Raw genomic sequence first — 453 nt, 5'->3', positions numbered from 1 at the left:
CATTTTCCTACATAGTTCTTTTATGCATATTTTTTCAAATATGTTAACTTTAATTATTTTCGGTCCTTTCGTTGAAAAACTTTTTGGCAAGACGAAATATTTGATTATTTATCTAATGTCGGGTATTTGGGGTAATTTATTAACTTTAATCTTTGATCCAAATCCGAATATAGTGTCGGTAGGAGCCTCAGGAGCGATTTTTGGACTTTTTGGAGCAATGATATCAATTGCCTGGTTTAATCGAAACAACCCGATTTTTAAGCGTCAATTAGTTATTTTCGCGGCCTTGGCATTCTTTAATCTAATAAGTAACATTGGTGATCAAAGTGTTGATATTTGGGCCCATTTTGGTGGTTTGATTGCCGGTATTCTAACATCCTTAATTTGCAATTTTCCGAGTGCCCAATACGGAAAGGTTAAAACGATAATTCGAATTATTTCATTTTGTATTTT

Annotated in this window: 1 protein-coding gene; it reads left to right on the top strand. The window is 32.9% G+C overall.

What is annotated here, in order from left to right; all coding sequences use genetic code 11:
• The coding region (locus KH893_RS12155) for a rhomboid family intramembrane serine protease (protein WP_281166322.1) at nucleotides 1-453 on the top strand (453 nt) is incomplete at both ends.

The organism is Liquorilactobacillus sicerae (assembly GCF_029916425.1).
Taxonomy (GTDB): Bacteria; Bacillota; Bacilli; order Lactobacillales; family Lactobacillaceae; genus Liquorilactobacillus; species Liquorilactobacillus sicerae.
Note: the sequence above shows the minus strand (reverse complement) of the source record. Positions and strands in the feature narration are given on the sequence as shown.